Genomic DNA, 15,189 nt, shown 5'->3' with positions numbered 1-15,189 from the left:
GGCCCTTCCGACTCTACCAGAACCTTTTCCCGTTCCGTTTCCGGACCGGATTCCGAATTCTCGGTGACCGTCGAAGTGGTCTTTTGCCTTTCGGCGGATTCAGACTCTACCAGCCCTTTTCCCTCTCCTTGACCAGCCCCTGCAGGCATGCAGGTGCCGAGTCGGAGTTAGAGTCAGGGTTTAAAAGTCGCCGCCGACCCACGACTCAAAGTCGTGTTGTGGTCAGGCAGGAGTACGACAGTACAGGCCGCCGGGAGTCGAGGCAAATCGTTTCCGGTACACCCCTAAGTCCGCGAACCGCCATGACTCGGGCGGAACCGGCACTTCTTATGACTTACGCTGCTGAACAGCACGCCGTCGCCCACAGCTGCGCCGGCGCAGATCGAGCTCCACCCCTGGGAGGCCCCTATGACCACTGTGACGTCCCCTCTTGCCGGACGTGCCATCGGGCTCGCCGCGGTACCGGACCCTGTCTTCTCCGGCGCGATGGTGGGCCCCGGTACCGCCATCGACCCCGTGCGCGAGCCGTCCGAGGCGGTGTCGCCGGTCGACGGCGTGATCGTCTCCCTGCACCCGCACGCCTTCGTCGTCGTGGACGAGCACGGGCACGGGGTGCTCACGCACCTGGGCATCGACACCGTTCAGCTCAATGGCGAGGGCTTCGAACTGCTCGTGAACAAGGGGGACAACGTCACCCGGGGCCAGGGCATCGTGCGCTGGAACCCCGCGGACGTCGAGGCGGCCGGCAAGTCGCCCGTGTGCCCGGTCGTGGCACTGGAGGCCACCACCGACTCCCTCTCCGACGTCCGTGAGGACGGCGACGTGAAGACCGGAGACACCTTGTTCGGTTGGCAGTGACGGAATCGGCGCGATGACGGCCGACTGGATATCCACCGCGGCAGCACGGGCCGCCGCACAACCGGAGACGGGTGAAATGGAGACAACGCTGCGAGGCGTCGGTGTGAGCCACGGAGTGGCGATCGGCGAAGTGCGTCACATGGGTACGGCGGTGCTCGAACCGCCGGCCAAGCAGATCCCCGCCGAGGAGGCCGAGCGCGAACAGGGGCGCGCCCGGCAGGCCGTGGAAGCGGTGGCGGCCGATCTGACGGCGCGCGGCAACCTGGCCGGCGGCGAGGCCCAGCACGTGCTGGAGGCCCAGGCCATGATGGCCCAGGACCCGGAGCTGATGGCCGATGTCGAACGTCGTATCGCCGTCGGCAGCACCGCCGAGCGCGGCGTCTACGACGCCTTCGCCTCCTACCGGGCGCTGCTCGCCAACGCCGGGGAGTACCTGGCGGGGCGCGTCGCCGACCTCGACGATGTGCGCAACCGGATCGTGGCCCGTCTGCTCGGTGTGCCGATGCCCGGTGTGCCGGACAGCGACGAGCCCTACGTCCTCATCGCGCGGGACCTGGCGCCCGCCGACACGGCGCTGCTCGACCCGGCCCTGGTGCTCGGTTTCGTGACCGAGGAGGGCGGGCCGACCAGTCACAGCGCGATTCTGGCGCGGGCGCTCGGGGTGCCCGCCGTGGTGGCGCTGCCCGGTGCCGGTGAGCTGGCCGAGGGCACGGTCATCGCCGTGGACGGCAGCACGGGCGAGATCTTCGTCGACCCGAGCGTCGAGAAGCGTGCCGAGATGGAGCAGGCCGCCGCCGCGCGCAAGGCCGCACTGTCGGCCTCCACCGGACCCGGCGCGACCTCCGACGGCCACAAGGTCCCGCTGCTCGCCAATGTCGGCGGGCCCGGCGACGTACCGGCGGCGGTCGAGGCCGGGGCCGAGGGCGTGGGGCTGTTCCGTACGGAGTTCCTGTTCCTGGACGACAGCGAGCAGGCTCCCTCCGAGGAGAAGCAGGTCGCCGCGTACCGGGCCGTGCTGGAGGCGTTCCCCGAGGGACGGGTCGTCGTGCGGGTGCTGGACGCCGGTGCCGACAAGCCGCTGGACTTCCTGACGCCGGCCGACGAGCCGAACCCGGCGCTGGGCGTGCGCGGGCTGCGGAGCCTGCTGGACCACCCGGAAGTACTGCGTACGCAGCTGACCGCGCTGTCGAAGGCGGCCGAGGGGCTGCCCGTCTACCTCGAGGTCATGGCGCCCATGGTGGCGGACCGCGCGGACGCGAAGTCCTTCGCCGACGCCTGCCGCGAGGCCGGGTTGCGGGCGAAGTTCGGCGCGATGGTGGAGATTCCGTCCGCCGCGCTGCGGGCGCGCTCGATCCTGCAGGAGGTGGAGTTCCTCTCGCTGGGCACCAATGACCTGGCGCAGTACACCTTCGCCGCGGACCGGCAGGTGGGTGCGGTGTCCCGGTTGCAGGACCCGTGGCAGCCCGCGCTGCTCGACCTGGTGGCGCTCTCTGCGGAGGCCGCCAGGGCCGAGGGCAAGAGCTGTGGCGTCTGTGGTGAGGCCGCCTCCGATCCGTTGCTCGCCTGTGTCCTGACGGGGCTGGGTGTGACGTCGCTGTCGATGGGCGCCGCGTCCATCCCCTATGTTCGCGCCACGCTGGCGAAGTACACGCTCGCGCAGTGCGAGCGCGCCGCTTCCGCCGCGCGGGCGGCGGACTCCGCCGAAGAGGCGCGGGTGGCGGCCCAGGCGGTGCTGTCGGGCGAGTAACCGCCGCTGCGGTGCCGTGTCGTGAAGGGGCTCCCTGCCGAGGGCGGGGAGCCCCTTCGGCTGTCGGCGCGGTCAGTGGTGCGGTTTCGGCTCGTCCGCGCCGAGGTCGAAGCCCGCGCAGTACTCCACGTGCGATTCCGGGGCGACCGGTTCACCGGTCTCGGCATCGGTGCAGTAGGCGTTGAAAACCTGGCCGGCGCTGAGCGGCAGCAGGCTGCCGCGCGACAGGCGCCAGCCGTGGACGCGGTCCTGGGCGCCGGGCCGACTCGTGCGGAGCACGACTCCGCCGGGTTTTTCGAGGGCGATGCCGACGGCGAGCACCGTGACGAACTCGGCCCCCTCGTCCGATTCGAGGCGGGCGGGGCCCGCGGCGTCGTCGCGCTCGGTGTGCAGGACGGCGAGCAGGTGCTCGTTGTCCGCGGGAATGCTGCAGACCAGGTGGTGGGTGCCCGGACCGGCCGCCTCCAGCATGCGGAGCAGCAGGTGGGAGGCCCGGTCGAAGGCCTCGCGGCCGACGTCCTGGCCGCAGTCGGCGCATTCGCCGAGGTTCGCCAGGAGCATCGTGGCGTACTCCCAGGTGGCCCGGCGGACGGCTCGGCCGACCAGGACCGGGATCAGGGTGTCGAGGGGTTGTCCGGTGTAGGAGACGGTGGCGCCGGCCGCCGCGATCTCGGCGGTGAAGCGGCTGCGGCTGGCCGGGGTGTCGGGGGCGAGCCCCGACTCGGCGCAGAACTCCGCGTACTCCTCGGGGTCGAAGAGAGCCACCGTGGCGTGCACGCCCTGGGCGGACAGGGACTTCAGCAGGTGCTCGACCTGCTGGAGGTAGACCGTGTGGTCGTCGAAGGCGAAGGTGCGATAGCGCCGCATCGCCGCGAAGTCCTGCTCATCGGCCAGGAGGCCGATGGTGCTGGGTGCTTCGCGGCGCAGCGTGCGTCGCATGGATGCGCCGGACCTGCGGTGTCCGGCCGTACGGATGTGCCCGCTGTTTCCGGTGCGCTTGTCGTTTCCGGTGTGATTGCCGTTTCCGGTGTGATTGCCGTTGTCGGTGTTCCCGGTGTGTGCCATGACTGTCCCCCAGTGCGCCGTAGAACATTGCTCACTCAGAGTAATCACGGGCACTGACAATGCGGACGGTCAGTGACGCTTGCGGGCGAGGTCCTCGTAGAAGTGGAGGAGCTCGATGTTGTCGATCGAGCCGGGGTTGACCGCCTTGGCCAGGGCCGTTCCCTGCAGGAGGCGTTTGACCGGAACCTCGATGCGCTTGCCGGTGAGGGTGTGCGGGATGCCGGGGACCTCGATGACCTCGTCGGGGACGTGGCGCGGCGAGAGGTTCTCCCGGATGGTCCGCTTGATGCTGTCGCGCAGCGCGTCGTCGAGCCGCGCGCCCTCGGCGAGGTGGACGAAGAGCGGCATCCAGTACCCGCCGTCGGGTTCCTCGAGGCCGATGACGAGGGACTCGCGGATCTCGGGGAGCCGTTCGACGGCCTCGTAGATGTCCGCGGAGCCCATCCGTACGCCCTGGCGGTTGAGGGTGGAGTCGGAGCGGCCGTGGATGACGACCGAGCCGCGGTCGGTGATCGTGATCCAGTCCCCGTGGCGCCAGACGCCGGGGTACATGTCGAAGTAGCTGTCGTGGTAGCGGCTGCCGTCGGGGTCGTTCCAGAAGCGGATCGGCATGGAGGGCATGGGCGCGGTGACGACCAGTTCGCCGACCTCGCCGATGAGCGGTTCACCGGCGGGGTCCCAGGACCTCAGGTCGGTGCCGAGGCAGGGTGCCTGGAGTTCGCCGATGTGGACGGGGAGGGTGGGTACCGCGCCGGCGAAGCAGCTGCAGACGTCCGTGCCGCCGCTGACGGAGGCGATCCACAGGTCGTCGTCCACCTCGTCGTGCAGCCAGCGGAAGCCGTCGGGCGGGAGGGGGGAGCCGGTGGTGGCGACGCACTGGACGCGGGAGAGGTCGAAGTCGCGCCCCGGGTGGATGCCCGCCTTGCGGCAGGCCATGACGTAGGCGGCCGAGGTGCCGAAGAGGGTCGCCCCGGTCTGCTCGGCGACCCGCCACTGGGCGCTGATGTCCGGGTGTCCCGGGCTTCCGTCGTAGAGCACGACCGTGGTTCCGGTGAGCAGGCCGGAGACGAGGAAGTTCCACATCATCCAGCCGGTGGAGGTGTACCAGAAGAAGCGGTCGTCGGGGCCCAGGTCGCAGTGCAGGCCGAGCTGCTTGAAGTGTTCGAGCAGGATGCCGCCCTGGGACTGGACGATCGCCTTGGGGAGTCCGGTGGTGCCGGAGGAGTAGAGCACCCACAGCGGGTGGTCGAACGGCACCTGCTCGAAGACGGGCTCGGTGTCCGCGGCGGTGAGGGCGGACCAGTCGAGGGCGCCCTCGGGGGCCTCGGTGCCCAGCAGCGGAATGTGGACGACGGCGCGCAGGGTGGGCAGTTCGCGGCGCAGCTCGGCGACCGTGTCGGCACGGTGGTGTTCCTTGCCCCCGTAGCGGTAGCCGTCGACGGTGAACAGGACGACGGGTTCGACCTGCTGGAAGCGGTCGAGGACGCTGCGGGCGCCGAAGTCGGGGGCGCAGGAGGTCCAGACGCCGCCGACGGCCGCGGTGGCGAGGAAGGCGACGACGGCCTCGGGGATGTTGGGGAGGTAGCCGCTGACGCGGTCGCCGGGGTTGACGCCGAGGGCGCGCAGTTCGGCGGCGAGCGAGCCGACCCGGCGGCGGAGTCCGGCCCAGGAGAGGGGGACCTGGGTGTGGGTCTCGTCGACGTGGAGCAGGGCCGGGGTGTCCGCGCGCAGGGGGTCCTCGGCGGTGCGCAGCGCGTGTTCGGCGTAGTTGAGGGTGGCGCCGGGGAACCACTGGGCGCCGGGCATGGCGCGGTCGCCGATGACGGTCTCGTACGGGGTGGAGAAGCGGATGCCGAACCATTCGGCGACGGCTTTCCAGAAGGTGTCGAGCTCGGCCACGGACCACTGGTGCAGAGCCGGGTAGCCGCCCTCGGCCGGTGCTCCGTGGTGTTCGGCCGCCCATCGCTGGAAGCGGGTGACGGCGGCGGCCTCGATCCGGTCGGGGCCCGGCTGCCAGAGGGGGGCTTCGTTGGCTGCTGCGGTCATGGGGCGGCTCCCTGGACTGTTACGCGTACGCGGGGTGGGCGTGGGTGGCGCGCACACGTGCCGGGGTGTGCGCGCGGCGGCTTTCACGGACGATGCCATGTGATCGTCTTTCGCACCAGGGTTCCCCGCCGCGGCCGGGGTGTGTACATCCCGCGGACCCCCGGGTGAACGGAAGTTGAACGGAGCCCGCGCCCGCCCCGCCGGGTGGCAGGGTGAGCTGCATGGATGGTCGTGACCTGGTGCGTTCGGTGAAATTGGTCGGTTCGGTGCGGGGGCTGCGCACGGTGCGCTCCTCCTGGCGGCGTCGCCGTGCGGACGCGCGGGCGTTGCCGGCCCGCGGTGCGGAGCGGGCGCGGGTGCCCGGCGCGGTGGTGGGGGCGGAGCCGGAGCCGGGCGGGGGCGTGGTGCGGTTCGCGCGTTCGGAGTTGCGGGTGCGGGTGGCGGTGGGCGGCGCGGTGTTCCTGGGCTGGGACGGGGCGGAGCCCACGCCCTCGTACGCGCTGGCCGGTGCGGTGCCCGAGGTGGACCCGCGGGCCGAGCTGGAGCCGGACAAGGACGGTGGCTGGCAGGTGGTTTCGGAGCGGCTGACCGTCGCGGTGTCGCGGCACGGGGCCGTGGAACTGCGTACTCCCGGCGGAGTGGTGCTCCGGCGCGAGTCGCCGCCGCGCTGGTGGGAGCCGGTGACGGACGGGGGTGCTCGGGGGCGTGCGGCTGGGGCGAGGTGGGTGCAGCGTTCCGCGGTACCGGCGGACGCCCGGTTCTTCGGGCTGGGCGGCCGGGCGTCGGGGCCGCGGCTGCGGGACGGTGTGTACGGGCTGTGGAACACCGATCCGGGCGGGCGCTTCGGGCCGGGCGACGATCCGCTGTATCTGACGATGCCGGTGCAGTTCGTGGTCTCCGACGCGGGGACGCATCTGGTGTTCCACGACAACACCTGGTCGGGGCGGGTGACGCTGCGCGAGGGCGAGGAGGGCGCGGGGTCGGGTCATGACCGTCCGGGAACGTGCGAGGTGCGGATGGACGGGGGGCCGTTGCGCTGCTGGGTGCTGGCGGGGACGCCGGCCCGGGTGCTGCAGGGCTGGGCGGGGCTCACGGGCGCTCCGGCGCTGCCGCCTTCCTGGGCGCTGGGTCCGCAGCACGCCCGGTGGGGGTTCGGGAGCGAGCGGGAGGTGCGGCGGATCGTCGCCGGGTACCGGGAGCGGGGGCTGCCCCTGTCCGCGCTGCATCTGGACATCGACCACTACGACGCGCACCGGGTGTTCACCGTCGACCACCGGCGTTTCCCCGATCTGCCGGGGCTGGCGAAGGAGCTCCGGGAGGACGGGGTGCGGCTGGTGTCGATCGTCGACCCGGCGGTGCGGGCGGAGCCGGGCGACGCGGTGTTCGACTCGGGGGCGGTGGTGGGGGGCGGCGGGGCCTTCGTCCGGGACGCGCGGGGGCGGATGGTGCGCGGGGAGGTGTGGCCCGGTGAGTGCGTCTATCCGGACTTCACCGATCCGCGGGTGCGGGAGTGGTGGGGCGGTCTGTACGAGGAGCGGCTGGCGCAGGGGTTCTCGGGGGTGTGGCACGACATGAACGAGCCGGTGTCGTTCGCCGCCTTCGGGGATCCGACGCTGCCCCGGTCGGCGCGGCACTGCCTGGAGGGCCGCGGGGGTGATCACCGCGAGGCCCACAACGTGTACGGGCTGACGATGGCGCGTGCCGGGTACGAGGGGCTGTGCCGGCTGCGGCCCGAGGAACGGCCGTTCCTGTTCTCGCGTTCCGGCTGGGCGGGAATGCAGCGGTACGGGGGCACCTGGTCCGGTGACGTGGGGACCGGCTGGCCGGGGCTGCGGGCCTCGCTGGCGCTGGTGCTGGGCCTGGGGTTGTGCGGGGTGCCGTACTCGGGGCCGGACGTGGGCGGTTTCGACGGGTCGCCGTCGCCGGAGCTGTATCTGCGGTGGTTCCAGCTGGGTGCGTACCTGCCGTTGTTCCGTACCCATGCCGCGATCGACGCGGGCCGGCGCGAGCCGTGGGAGTTCGGTCCGCAGGTGCTCGGGCACGCGCGGGCGGTGCTGGAGGAGCGGGAGCGGCTGCGCCCGTACTTCGTGACGCTGGCGCACCTGGCCCGGCTGACGGGTGCCCCGTACGTGCGGCCGCTGTGGTGGCGGGCGCCCGGGGACCGGGCGTTGCGGGAGTGCGAGGACGCGTTCCTGCTGGGTGACTGTCTGCTGGTGGCGCCGGTGCTGGAGCCGGGGGCGGACCGGCGGGCGGTGCGGCTGCCGCGGGGGCACTGGTACGACACCGCTACGGGCGAGGTGCACGAGGGGCCGGGGCAGGTGTTGCTCGACGCGCCGCTGTCCCGGGTGCCGGTGCTGGCACGGGCGGGTTCGGTGCTGCCGGTGCGGGCCGCGGACGGGGGCGTGGAGCTGGAGGTGTGGGCTCCGGTGGCGGGGCGTGCCGGGGGCGGTCTGGTGGTCCGGGACGCGGGGGACGGCTGGGAGCGGGCCGAGGTCGAGCGGTACACGTCGCGGTTGGTGGACGGGCGGGTGCTGGTGGAGCGGGAGGGCGAGGGCGAGGAGGTGCCGGTGGACCTGCCGGTTCGGGTGCGCGGGCTGCAGGACGGCGGGGCGGCCGGGTAGCGGGGCCGCCGGTCAGCGGTAACCGCCGTCGAACCAGGTGCGGACGGCCCGGGTGTGCAGGGGGAAGGCGAGTTCGGCGGGTGTGCGCAGCAGCTGGAATCCGTCGGTCTCGTCGGTGGGCACGGAGGGCGGGAGGGCGGTCGCGGGGCGCGGCGGGAGGAGACCGAAGAGGAGCAGGTGGCCGGCCGGGGAGCTGAGCGCGTCGGCGAGGCGGACGTCCTGTTCGGCGGCCTCGATCCCGGTCTCCTCGCGCAGTTCCCGGACGACGGCGTGCTTCCAGTCCTCGTCGTGGTCGATGAAGCCGCCGGGGAGGGCGAGGCAGCCGGGGCGGGGCGGGATGGTGCGGGTGATGACGACGAGTCCGGTGCCGTCCGGGTCGGTGACGGGGAGCAGGGCCACGGCGACCGGCAGCGGGTTGCGGTAGGCGGTGCTGCCGCAGGCGGCGCAGGTGCGGGGCCAGCCGACGGCCTCGGCGTACGGTGCTCCGCAGCCGCCGCAGTGGGAGTTGTCGACCGGCCGGTGGGAGTCGCTCATGGATGCGGACACGCGCGGACTGTATCCGATCCCCGGGCGCGCTCCCCCGCACTACTGGATTATGTGCTCATGACAGGTCTCGCTTTCGCTTCCCGTGCCCTGACGACCGCCGCAGCCACCCTGCTCGCCCTCGTCGCCGCCGTTCCCGTGGCCGGGGCGGCGCCCGAGCCGAAGGCGCCCGAGGAGTTCGTCGCGCTGCGTTCGGTGGATCCGACGATCATCCAGGAGATGCGCTACCCCACCGCGCACAACTTCATGGGCGTTCCGGTGGACGGCTACCGCCAGCCGCTCTGCATCCTGACCCGGCCCGCCGCCCGCGCCCTGCACCGCGCGCAGGTCCGGCTGCTGCGCCTGGGCTACTCGTTGAAGGTGTACGACTGCTACCGGCCGCAGCGGGCGGTGGACCACTTCGTGCGCTGGGCGAAGGACCTCGACGACCAGGCGATGAAGCGCGAGTTCTACCCCCGGGTCGACAAGACGCGGCTGTTCGCGGACGGTTACATCGCGGAGAAGTCCGGGCACAGCCGGGGCAGCACGGTGGACCTGACGCTGGTGGAACTGCCCGCCGCACCGACCCCGCCGTACCTGCCCGGTCAGGAGCAGGTGCCCTGTCACGCGCCCGCGGCCGACCGCTTCCCGGACAACTCCGTGGACATGGGCACGGGGTTCGACTGCTTCGACACGCTCTCCCACACCGATGACCCTCGCGTCCGGGGGAAGCAGCGCGCCCACCGGCAGTTCCTGAAGAAGACCCTCGCCGACGTCGGCTTCGTCAACCTGGCCGAGGAGTGGTGGCACTACACCTTCAAGCCCGAGACGTTCCCGGACACCTACTTCGACTTCCCGGTGGCCAGGAGGTCCGTGGCGGGGCACTGAGGACCCTTCGGACGACCCCGGCCCATGCCCGGGCCGGGGCGTGGAAGGGGCGGCCGGTAGCACCCCCGCGGATTCCGGCCGCCCGCTTCTCCCACTTCGACGCGAACCGGCCGTTTCCGGTTGCCGTTCGAGCCATTACGGTGCCCGTATGTCACAGCAGACGTTCGATTCCTACGAAGAGTTCTGGCCCTATTACGTGGCGATGCACTCCAGAGCGGCGACCCGCTGGGTCCATCTGACGGGCACGCTGACGGGGCTCGCGGTCAGCGCCTACGGCCTGGCGCGGGGGCGTCGGAGGTACCTGGCCGCGTTGCCGCTGATCGGTTACGGGACGGCCTGGCCCGCACACTTCCTGATCGAGGGGAACAACCCGGCCACCTTCGGACATCCGGCCTGGTCGCTGCGCGGCGACGTGCAGATGATCCGGATGATGCTGGCGGGGCGCGACCGGGAGCTGGCGGAGATCGCGGCCAAGTGGCTCGCCGACCACCGCTGACGGCGGCGCGGCCGACGGTCCGCGCGACCGGCGGGTGAGGTCTTCCCGCCCCGGCACCGGACGGCACACGGCCCGGACCCCGGTCGGCGGGGGGCCGGGCCGCACACCGTGGTCCGGGCCCGGGACGTCACGTCGTGGCGGGTTCGACGCGGGACGTCACGTCGTGGCGGGTTCGCGGACGCGTTCCGCGCGGGCCAGGGCGTGTTCGACCACCGTGGCCAGGACCTCCCGCACCGAGGGGCGGTCGCGCGCGTCGCACATGAGCACGGGCACCTCGGGGTCCAGGTCCAGTGCGGCCTGCACCGTCCCGGTGGGGAACCGGTCGGCCCCCTCGAAGCAGTTCACCGCGACGGCGAACGGGATGGCTCGGCGTTCGAAGTAGTCGACCGCCGCGAAGCAGTCCTCCAGACGCCGGGTGTCCGCGAGCACGACCGCGCCCAGGGCGCCCTGCGCCAGTTCGTCCCACAGGAACCAGAAGCGGTCCTGTCCCGGTGTGCCGAAGAGGTAGAGCACCAGGTCCTCGCGGAGGGTGATCCGGCCGAAGTCCATGGCCACCGTGGTGGTGGTCTTCGCCTCCACCCCGGCCAGGTCGTCCACCGGACGGCCCGCCTCGCTCAGCCTCTCCTCCGTGCGCAGCGGCCTGATCTCGCTGACCGCGCCGACCAGGGTCGTCTTGCCCACTCCGAAGCCGCCCGCCACCAGGATTTTCAGGGTAACGGGCTCCACGGGCCGCTTCTTGCGGCTAGAGCGCCCGAAGGCCATTGATCACCTCGCGAAGAATGTTCACGTCCGGCAGCTCGGCCGGCGGAACGGGACGGGTCACATGCACCAGTTCGTCCTCGACGAGGTCGCCGACCAGCACCCGGACCACCCCTACGGGGAGGTCCAGGCCGGCCGCGAGCTCGGCGATCGACTGGGGCACGCCGGAACAGAGCTCGACGATCTCCACGTGTTCCGGGGAGAGCGTCTGGTCCCTGCCCGGATCGTCGGCCTCCGGTTCGGGGACGACGATCGCGATCAGGTCGAGCCGGTGGTGGGAGTCGCTGCTGGTACGGCCCCGGGTCATCGCGTACGGACGGACCACCGGCCCCGCTTCGGCGTCGTACCAGTGCGAGGCCTGCGGGTCGGTGGACGTTGCCGGAGATCTGGAGGATTCGGCGCTCACCGTCCACTCACCCCCCGGCGGCCGAACCGGGCGTCCGTGGGGCGTTGGCCAGGTGGGCGCCGACCCGCTTGACCATCAGCGTCATCTCGTACGCCACCTGGCCGACGTCGGAGTCCGCGTCGGCCAGCACCGCGAGGCAGCTGCCGTCCCCGGCCGCGGTGACGAAGAGGAACGCCTCGTCGAGCTCGACGACGGTCTGGCGGACCCTGCCCGCGTCGAAGTGCCGCCCGACGCCCTTGGCGAGGCTGTGGAAGCCGGAGGCGACGGCCGCCAGGTGCTCGCTGTCCTCGCGGGTCAGGCCCTTCGACGTGCCGGTGGCGAGACCGTCGCTGGAGAGCACCAGCGCCTTGTGGATGCTGGAGACCCGCTCGACGAGTTCGTCGAGGAGCCAGTTGAGCTGGCCCGAGCCATGGCGTGCGGCATCGGTCGCAGCGACGTTCGGTGCGGTCATGGACCGTCCCCTCCCGGAGTGGTTCCTTGTGCTGTGTCACCGGGACCGGACACGTCCTCGGCGTTCTGCCGACGTCCGCGCTGCCAGCCGCGTTGGAGCGAAGCCATGCGGCTGCGTACCTCGTCCGCGTCGCGGTCGAAGTCCTGGGCCGGGTCCGTCCGGGACGGTTCCGCGTCACGGAGGCCCGAGTCCTCGCGCAGCTGCGGGGCGAGGCTGGCCTGCCGGACGCGGCGGGGCAGCCCTCCCACGGTCTCGCGGGTGCTCGGGGCCCCGGAGGGAGCGGGCCCTGCGGGTGTGGCGGGCTCGGTGGGTTTCCGGAAGCCGGTGGGCTGCCGGGGTTCGGTGGCGGCACCGGAGTGCCACGGGGCGGCGGTCGGCGGCGTGCCGCCCAAGTCCGGCGATTCGGCGCCCGGTCCGGGGCGCTCGGTGTCGATGGGCCTGGGGCCGGTGGTCTCGGCGGGGCCCCGCCCGGCGGTCGCGGAGCGTGCCCGGCCCGCCTCGTCGACCCGGCGGCCGTTGTCGGCGACCAGGGTCGGCGGCTTGCGGCGGGGCAGCGGCACGGGCCTGCCGGGGTGGGTGTCGGCCGCGGTCCCGGCCGGCCGGTCCGCGGCCTGCTGGTGCTGGTCGCGGCCGCCGTCGCGGCGCAGCTCGCGGGCCCGGAAGATGCCGCCGCGCTCGCTCTCGGTGTCGTCCAGGTCGGAGGCGCCGCCCAGCAGCGGGTCGAGCAGCGGGTCGAGGGCCTGGTCGTCGTCGAAGTCCAGTGCCCCGACGGGGCCTTCGAGCTCCACGGGGCCGTCCAGGAGGGCCGGGTCCACGAGGCCGGTCGGCACGGGGGCGAGGGGGGAGGTCCGGCCGGCCCGGCGGTCCGGCGTGCCGTCGCCGCCCGTCGCCTCGCCGGCCTTCCGCCCGCCCGCGCCGATCGCCCGCTCGGCCCTGCGGTCCAGGCGGAATCCGGTGCCGTGGGTGTCCGGGGCGTCGGTGAGCAGCGTCGCCGGGATGAAGACGACTGCGGTCGTGCCCCCGTAGGGGGAGGGCTGCAGCGAGACCCGGACGTTCTGGCGCTGCGCGAGGCGGCTGACCACGAACAGGCCGAGCCGGTCGGTGTCGGAGAGCTCGAACTCGGGGGTCTCGGCGAGCCGCAGGTTGGCGTCCAGGAGGACTTCGGCGGGCATGCCCAGGCCGCGGTCGTGGATCTCCAGCGTGAAGCCGTTGGCGACGCGTTCGCCGTGCACCTGGACCGCGGTGTGCGGGGGCGAGAACACGGTCGCGTTCTCGAGGAGTTCGGCGATCAGATGGGTGAGGTCGGCGACCGCGGGGCCGCCCACGCCGATGCGCGGCAGCCGGCGGACCTCGATCCGCTCGTAGTCCTCGACCTCGGCGACCGCCGCCCGCACCACGTCCATCAGCTGGATCGGCTTGCGCCACTGGCGGGAGGGCGCGGCGCCGGAGAGGATCACCAGGCCCTCGGCGTGGCGCCGCATGCGGGTGGTCAGGTGGTCGAGGCGGAAGAGGTCCGCGAGTTCGTCGGTGTTCTCGGTCCGGCGCTCCATCGTGTCCAGGAGCGTCAGCTGGCGGTGCAGCAGCACCTGGTTGCGGCGGGCGAGGTTGACGAACACCTCGGACACGCCGCGCCGCATGTCGGCCTGCTTGACCGCGGCCTCGACGGCCGCCCGTTGCAGGGTGTTGAGGGCCTGGCCGACCTGGCCGATCTCGTCGCGCTCGTACTGGAGGTGCGGGGCCTCCGTCTCCACGTCGACCTGCTCCCCCGAGGCCAGGCGGCGCATCACGCTGGGCAGTCGCACGCCGGAGACCTCGTGGGCGTCCTTGCGGAGCCTGGAGAGGTCGCGGATGAGTTCGCGGCCGATGCGCACGGAGACGAACAGCGAGGCGACCAGGGCGAGGAATCCGAGGACGCCCGCGACGCCGGCCTTGATCAGGACGCCGTACCCGGCGGGTTTGCCGCGATCCTGGAAACGGTTGCCCATCTCGGTGGAGTCGTTGGCCAGCCGCTCCAGGACCGGTGCGGCCGCCTCCTGCCAGCGCTCGGCGTCGACGGCCCGCGGGTCCTGGGTGGGGCCGTTCTGGACGAGGGTCCTCTCCGCGGTCCTGAGCGGTTCGCTGTCCGGGCTCGCCCAGTACTGCTCGATGCGCTGCCGCTCCGACGCGGGAAGCATCTCGACGTTGATCTCGTAGAGCAGTTCGCGATTGGCCATGAGGTCGGAGACCTGGCGCAGTTCGGCGGCGGTGAGCCGGCCCGCGATGAGCGACGAGGCGATCAGGGCGTCCTCGCGGGAGAGCATCTCGCGGGCGCGGGAGATTCCGACCAGGGCCCGGACCTGCTTGTCCATCGACACGTTCTCCATCGTGCGGAGACCGGTCAGAAAGCGGTAGCAGGGATCTATGAGCCGTCCGTAGAACTCCATCGCCTTGGAACGGTCGATGGTGCGCTCGTCGACCGATTCGCGCAGTGCGCCGAGTCCCTCCACGGTGCCCAGGATGGAGTCGAGCTGGGAGCCGTCCTCGGAACTGAGTGCCCCGCGAATGCCCTTCTGGCGCGCGCCGTCCTTGAGGCCCGTCAGGACACGGTCGGTTGCCGCCCGTTGACGTTGCAGGTGGGGAAGGGCGTCGGAGGCCCTGGGGTCGGCGAGGAAGACGAGGGTCTGACGGCGCTCGTCCTGAATGGCCCGGACCGTGTCCTCCATCGGATGGCCGACCTTCTCCACGATGGCGCTCGCACTTATCAGCTGTCTGGCCTCGCGCCCCGTCAGATAGGTGGCGAATCCCCAGAGCCCGGTGAGGGAGACGAGCGGCACCAGCAGCAGCGCCACGATCTTCCTGCGGATGGACTTTCCGCGAAAGCGCATGGACTCCCCCAGCTCGACCCCGTGTGCCGGGGGTCGTGTTCCGTCAACAAACGGCGCGAGCCTACTACCGACACGGAGACAACTCGAAGAGACGTCCGGACGATTTTCAGCCGCGCCACTCGGTATTGATCATGGGTTGTCCCGGTATTCCGGGCAATGAAATTCGCGAAAGCGGCAGAAGAGACCCACCAATGCTTCACTCTGTTCGACAGGGCAGTTGGCTGGAATTATTCGCTCCATGACGGATCGGGGGAATCTTCACGACCGGCCACTCGTCCGTCTGTACGGGACATCTGTACGGGGTAGGGGCGGTACGGGGTGAAACGGTGTCCGCGAGGCGGGATCATGGTGGGGGGTCGCGACCTCGGTCCGCCGAAGGAAACCGGAAGAAACCGGTGAGGGCAGGACGGTCCGGGCCGCCCGCGTAGAGACGACGCGGGCCGGGCAGCAACCCTGAAGTCGGACA

The 15,189-nt window shown here is 72.0% G+C and carries 12 protein-coding genes; 5 read left to right on the top strand and 7 right to left on the bottom strand.

Annotated features, from left to right (window positions below; translation table 11 throughout):
- Positions 1–408 precede the first annotated feature (408 nt).
- On the top strand, positions 409–858 hold the full coding sequence (locus tag ABZZ04_RS36295; protein WP_356936503.1) for a PTS glucose transporter subunit IIA: 450 nt from the start codon (positions 409–411) through the stop codon (positions 856–858).
- Positions 859–934: 76 nt separating this feature from the next.
- The gene (ptsP, locus tag ABZZ04_RS36290; protein ID WP_356936502.1) at positions 935–2,605 is read left to right on the top strand and encodes a phosphoenolpyruvate--protein phosphotransferase; all 1,671 of its coding nucleotides are present in this window, start codon (positions 935–937) and stop codon (positions 2,603–2,605) included.
- Between the two features lie 72 nt (positions 2,606–2,677).
- On the opposite strand, the gene ABZZ04_RS36285 is transcribed toward ptsP, so the two are convergent.
- Together ABZZ04_RS36285 and ABZZ04_RS36280 are read right to left on the bottom strand one after the other, a co-directional pair.
- The gene (locus ABZZ04_RS36285; protein ID WP_356936505.1) at positions 2,678–3,544 is read right to left on the bottom strand and encodes a hypothetical protein; all 867 of its coding nucleotides are present in this window, start codon (positions 3,542–3,544) and stop codon (positions 2,678–2,680) included.
- 195 nt (positions 3,545–3,739) lie between these two features.
- Positions 3,740–5,716 (bottom strand): acetoacetate--CoA ligase, encoded by a 1,977-nt coding sequence (locus ABZZ04_RS36280; RefSeq protein ID WP_356936501.1) that lies wholly within the window; start codon positions 5,714–5,716, stop codon positions 3,740–3,742.
- Between the two features lie 221 nt (positions 5,717–5,937).
- Here ABZZ04_RS36280 and ABZZ04_RS36275 point away from each other — a divergent pair, with 221 nt between their 5' ends.
- On the top strand, positions 5,938–8,337 hold the full coding sequence (locus ABZZ04_RS36275; protein WP_356936500.1) for a TIM-barrel domain-containing protein: 2,400 nt from the start codon (positions 5,938–5,940) through the stop codon (positions 8,335–8,337).
- Positions 8,338–8,349: 12 nt separating this feature from the next.
- Here the strand turns inward: ABZZ04_RS36275 and ABZZ04_RS36270 are convergent, their stop codons facing one another.
- Complete coding sequence (locus ABZZ04_RS36270; RefSeq protein ID WP_356936504.1) at positions 8,350–8,871, bottom strand: NUDIX domain-containing protein; 522 nt, start codon at positions 8,869–8,871, stop codon at positions 8,350–8,352.
- A gap of 69 nt (positions 8,872–8,940) precedes the next feature.
- Here ABZZ04_RS36270 and ABZZ04_RS36265 point away from each other — a divergent pair, with 69 nt between their 5' ends.
- On the top strand, positions 8,941–9,747 hold the full coding sequence (locus ABZZ04_RS36265; RefSeq protein WP_356936499.1) for a M15 family metallopeptidase: 807 nt from the start codon (positions 8,941–8,943) through the stop codon (positions 9,745–9,747).
- A 148-nt stretch (positions 9,748–9,895) separates the two neighbouring features.
- Entirely contained in the window at positions 9,896–10,243 is a 348-nt protein-coding gene (locus tag ABZZ04_RS36260; protein WP_356936498.1) for a DUF962 domain-containing protein, read from the top strand.
- 156 nt (positions 10,244–10,399) lie between these two features.
- Here the strand turns inward: ABZZ04_RS36260 and ABZZ04_RS36255 are convergent, their stop codons facing one another.
- From ABZZ04_RS36255 to ABZZ04_RS36240, 4 genes are read right to left on the bottom strand one after another with little or no spacing between them, the layout of a single operon-like run.
- Positions 10,400–11,005 carry an ATP/GTP-binding protein gene (locus tag ABZZ04_RS36255; protein WP_356936497.1) on the bottom strand — a complete coding sequence of 202 codons (606 nt, stop codon included), beginning with the start codon at positions 11,003–11,005 and terminating at the stop codon, positions 10,400–10,402.
- A complete protein-coding gene (locus tag ABZZ04_RS36250; protein ID WP_356936496.1) occupies positions 10,986–11,408 on the bottom strand; it encodes a DUF742 domain-containing protein in 423 nt (140 codons plus the stop codon). The genes ABZZ04_RS36255 and ABZZ04_RS36250 overlap by 20 nt, the downstream gene beginning before the upstream one ends.
- A 7-nt stretch (positions 11,409–11,415) precedes the next feature.
- A complete protein-coding gene (locus tag ABZZ04_RS36245; protein WP_356936495.1) occupies positions 11,416–11,859 on the bottom strand; it encodes a roadblock/LC7 domain-containing protein in 444 nt (147 codons plus the stop codon).
- Positions 11,856–14,723 carry a nitrate- and nitrite sensing domain-containing protein gene (locus tag ABZZ04_RS36240; RefSeq protein ID WP_356936494.1) on the bottom strand — a complete coding sequence of 956 codons (2,868 nt, stop codon included), beginning with the start codon at positions 14,721–14,723 and terminating at the stop codon, positions 11,856–11,858. Before ABZZ04_RS36240 ends, ABZZ04_RS36245 begins: the two co-directional genes overlap by 4 nt.
- Between the last annotated feature and the right edge of the window lie 466 nt (positions 14,724–15,189).

This window comes from Streptomyces sp. NPDC006435 (assembly GCF_040612315.1).
Taxonomy (GTDB): domain Bacteria; phylum Actinomycetota; class Actinomycetes; order Streptomycetales; family Streptomycetaceae; genus Streptomyces.
This window is presented reverse-complemented; position numbering and strand designations above follow the sequence as displayed.